Raw genomic sequence first — 4,369 nt, forward strand, 5'->3', positions numbered from 1 at the left:
CGTATCGGGCGCCAACCTCGCGCCGGGACGCGAAAAGTTGCGTGGCTATCGCGCGGCTCTGGACAATGCAGGATTGGCATACGACCCCGGCCTTGTTTTCATGCCAGATTCATGGCTCGAATCGTCGCGGGACACCATGACCCGTATGCTTGAGTTGGCGTTACCTCCGACAGCTCTGATTGCCCTGGGGACGCAGATGTTGTCGGGAGCGCTGCACGTGGTGCGCAACAAGGGGATGGATGTACCGCACGACTTCTCGATTATTGGCATCGGCACCGTGGAGACGTTGGATCTCATCTATCCGCCAGCTACAGCGCTGTTTTACGACTATCACCGCAGCGCAGAGGTCGCCGTGCAGCTCATGCTCGACAAAATTATGGATCCATCTTGGCGTGAGCCGAGACGCGTTATTCTGGAATGGAACCTCGTCATCGGCGGTTCGTGCGCACCAAGATGCCCCTAAGACATTTGATCAGTGGCGTTGAAGTAGGTTAACGGCGGCTGATGTCGACAGGCCAACCGATCCATGAAAATCAGGCCCGCCACAAGTTGCCGATGGGCTGACTTGCGCCGGGGAGCACGTCGCTCATCGCACCCGTGCTCAACTGGAATTGCCTTTGCACAATGGGCATGATGAGGGCGCGTATGTCTCGCGTTGGCCGCAAGTCACGGCCTTCCAGCAATTGGTTGCGTCCCAGTCCCGGCCAATCGGTGAGGACTTGGCCGCCGGCAACTTGACCACCCGCGACAAACGCCACGCCTGCTGTGCCGTGGTCAGTGCCTTGGCTGCCGTTCATGGCGGCGGAGCGGCCAAATTCTGTCATCACCAAGACCGTGGTGGTGGCCCAGTGAACCGAAAGCGATTCACGCAAACCCGCCAGCGCTTCGTCCAATGCAGGCAGCAACCGGCCCAGACGCGCTGTTTGTTGGCTGTGTGTGTCCCATCCACCCACTTCAAGCCAAGCAACGCGCGGGCCACGAGGTGCGGACAAAAAGTTACCTGCTTGTTTGGCCAAAGCGGTCAAGCCAGCACCCGTTGCAGGTTCAGCACCCATGGACTTGTCTTGCTGCGCCATGGCCTGGGCCAAGGCGCTTGCCAACGGGACATCGTCGGCGTACGTGGCGGCCATGCGGTCAAGCGTGTCTTGTGATTTATTGGGTCTGCGGCTTTGCGTCCAGGTATTGGCGCGGTCAGCGCCACGCAGGGCCAAGGGCATGGCCGGCGTCATGGCCACCGCAGAGTACTGCGACGCTTGCAGGGCGCGCGCCAGCCAACCGGTGTTCAACACAAAGGGCCGCTCGCCGCCACTTTCAAGTTGCTGTTGGGCGTCGAAATGCGACCGTTCACGGTAAGGGCTGGCCACGGCATGCACAACGGCCAATTCTTTGTTTTGATACCAGCGGTGCAAATGGGCCAATCCGGGGTGCATGCCAAAAGTGCTGTCTAAGGGCAGCGCCGTGGGTGTTTCTGAACCGCCGCGCAAGGCCGCCCAAGCGGGGTCACCCAGTGCTGGCACGGCAGACAAGCCGTCCAAAGCGCCTCTGAGAAGCACCACCACCAAGCGCTGATCCGACGGATTGTTTTCAGCTTGGGCAGCCAAGGCGAGTCGCGCCGGGAACAGGCCCGTTGCTGCGAACCCCGCGCCCAAGGCCAGTTGTTGCAGGTGCGCGCGGCGTGAAAATGTTGGACGGGTCATGGCTTATCTCCGCATAAGTTCTGGGCTGGCCAATGCAAACGCCAACGCTTGTGCGCCGCTTTCTGCACGGGCGATGGTTTGCGTGGTGCTGGTGCTCAAGTTGGGACCAAAGGCTTGTTGCATCAAGTCTCTCGCATCGATGTCTTTGCCATACAACTCGCCATAACGCTCAGCCCACTGGATCCGTTTGATGACCGCATCTGGCGAAAGCCAATCCGCGCTCAGGTCGGGCCAGCCTTGGGGTGAAGGCGCACGCGCTATCGCTTGGCCCATGGTTTGCACCCAATAAGCAGAATTTTCGACGTTGATGACTTTCTTTTGCATCAGGCGATGGGCCGAAATCAAGCATTCTTCGGGGCGCTTAAATTTGGGGGGAAGATCCACTTGCCATGCCAAATCATGGCTGAACAAAGCCACAGCCACGGCTTTGAGATCGCCATCGGTACGTCGAAATTCTGCAGCAAGGGCTTGGACCAGCGCTGCTGGCGGCGCATCGGTGACAAAGTGACGGCACAGCTTGCTGGCCATGAAGTCAGCGCATGCGGGGTGCTGGGCCAAGTCGGTGAGCAACAGATCCAGCGCTTGAGGGCCTTCGGGATAGGTGTTGCCCAAGATGGTTTTTTTACCGGGTTGGTGCAGGTTGTCCATGAACCGCGTCACACCTGCGGTGTTGGGGCCCACGGTCCAGCCGGTTAACAGCTTGGCGGTTTGGGTCACATCGTCTTGGGTATAGCCCGCCTTCACCCCCAAGGTGTGCAGCTCGAGCAGCTCGCGTGCCAAGTTTTCGTTCAGACCCCTGTCGCGCCTGCGTCCTGCTATGGATTGCGGGCCGATCGATTGCGCATTGTCCAAATAGAGCAGCATGGCGGGATGCACGACGGCAGCGCGCAAAAGCGCTTTGTACGAGCCGAAGGCATGCGGGCGAATGGCTTCGTATTCGTGCGGCCAGACCAAGGCCAAGGTGGTTCCTTTGGTCGCAGCCACACAAAAATGATTGGCCCAAAACTGCACCCAGCGCTCTGCCACAGGCGTCGTCGTTTGTGTCATGTGCTGCCAGCGTTTGCCCAGTCCGTGCAGATTGGTCTGGCGAAGCACCTGGCGCGCGGGGGTCATGGGACCCAAGGCGTCTTGGAACGGGTTGGTGTTGGGTGGTGTTGTTGGGTTCAGGGCTGCTTGCAACACATCGCGTTTGATTTGACAAGATTTCGCACTGTCGACCAGACCTTCTGTGTCAAATGCGGCGGGGCGCTCAAACTGCGCCAAGACCCAAGCCCTTGGATCATTGGCGAGAGTTTGCAGCTGGGGCTGCGAATAACCAAATCGATGGGATGCCAGATGGGTAGCTTGCATGCGCATTGTGCCTCTTCAAGCGGGTTTGAGTTTTTCAATAATTTACACCCTTAGGTTGGACACATTGTGAAAATCTGACTTTCATGGCTTGTCTTGCGTCACGTGCAGGGCAACACGATTTTGGCTAAAGCAGCTGCTACAGATATCAACTTCGGTGTGTGGGGCCTCAATGAAGGCGACTGTTTTGCATGCCGCCGCGTCCCAAAGCGCGGTCATCCCCGGAACATTGACACAGATCAAGACAATGCTTTGTGGGATGTCCAGAAGGCAACTACCCTTTCAGCCATCACTTTGAAAGCTTCACATGTCATTGAAAAAACACAAAGCTTCCTTGGAAGAAATCAAACAACTCGAATTGCTGCGCCAACACCGACGGGCACATCGCAAGCACTTGGACGTTGTGACCACGGTCACGTCCGAACACACCGCAATCGATCAACCCACAAGAGGTCAACGGCTGGCCGATAGCGTGGCCAAAACGGTCGGCTCGTGGCGCTTCATCATCGTTCAAAGCACCGCCATCTTTTTTTGGATTTTGGGCAACGCGCTGACGGGCGCTCAAGCGTGGGACCCTTACCCCTTCATCTTGCTGAACCTGCTCTTGTCATTTCAAGCCGCCTACACCGCACCCGCCATCATGATGAGTCAAAACCGCCAGTCCGAATTGGACCGTCGCCATGCGCAAAATGATTATGAAATCAATGTGAAAGCTGAACTTGAAATCGAGTTGCTGCACGAAAAAATAGACATTCTGAAAGAACAAGAATTGCTGGCGCTCAGTCAGGCCGTGCGCGATTTGTCGGAGCAAGTGCGCTTGATGTCGGAGCGCTTGCCCAAAGCGAACTGAACTTTTGTCGCCAGCAAAAAAAAGGCCTCGGCCCGCTTGAGTTAAGGAGGTGGCAAGGGCGCGGCGGTGCATGCGGCCTGTCATGAAAAGTTCATGGACCCCTGTCAAAGTGGGCTGTGAATCTTTTCCTCAACGCTATTGGAGCCGCGCATGTCGCACACCCCTTCCCGCCGTGAATTCATGATCAAAGCGGCCAGCGTCTCGGCCGCCGTGACCGCAGGTGCAGCCCTTTCCGCTTGTGGCGGATCATCGGACGCCCAACCTGATTTCCTTTACGGTGTAGCCAGCGGCGATCCCTTAGCAGACCGCGTGATCCTTTGGACCCACGCCAAGTTCCCTGGCTCTGACAACACGGTGACTTTGCGTTACCAAGTGGCCATCGATGCGGCCTTCACACAAATCGTGTCCCAAGGCGATGTTGAAGCCAAATCCGACACAGGTTTTACGGTCAAGGCCGATGCCACTGGCCTGACGG

General features: G+C 57.7%; 5 protein-coding genes. 3 read left to right on the plus strand and 2 right to left on the minus strand.

Translation table 11 applies throughout. The annotated features are described in order from the left end of the window. Positions 1-463 (plus strand): substrate-binding domain-containing protein (locus ACIQ39_RS18610; protein ID WP_396436074.1); only part of this gene is annotated, 463 nt, incomplete at its 5' end. A gap of 70 nt (positions 464-533) precedes the next feature. Here the strand turns inward: ACIQ39_RS18610 and ACIQ39_RS18615 are convergent. Both ACIQ39_RS18615 and ACIQ39_RS18620 read right to left on the minus strand, forming a co-directional pair. Next, positions 534-1,697, minus strand: coding sequence for a DUF1501 domain-containing protein (locus ACIQ39_RS18615; protein ID WP_396436075.1), 1,164 nt, complete (start codon positions 1,695-1,697; stop codon positions 534-536). 3 nt (positions 1,698-1,700) lie between these two features. Next, entirely contained in the window at positions 1,701-3,047 is a 1,347-nt protein-coding gene (locus ACIQ39_RS18620) for a DUF1800 family protein (RefSeq protein ID WP_396436076.1), read from the minus strand. Between the two features lie 304 nt (positions 3,048-3,351). Between ACIQ39_RS18620 and ACIQ39_RS18625 the strand changes: the two genes are divergently transcribed. Further along, complete coding sequence (locus ACIQ39_RS18625; RefSeq protein ID WP_396436077.1) at positions 3,352-3,894, plus strand: DUF1003 domain-containing protein; 543 nt, start codon at positions 3,352-3,354, stop codon at positions 3,892-3,894. Positions 3,895-4,044: 150 nt separating this feature from the next. Next, the coding region (locus ACIQ39_RS18630) for a PhoD-like phosphatase N-terminal domain-containing protein (RefSeq protein ID WP_396436078.1) at positions 4,045-4,369 on the plus strand (325 nt) is incomplete at its 3' end.

It is taken from the genome of Limnohabitans sp. (assembly GCF_044361645.1).
GTDB lineage: Bacteria > Pseudomonadota > Gammaproteobacteria > Burkholderiales > Burkholderiaceae_C > Limnohabitans_A.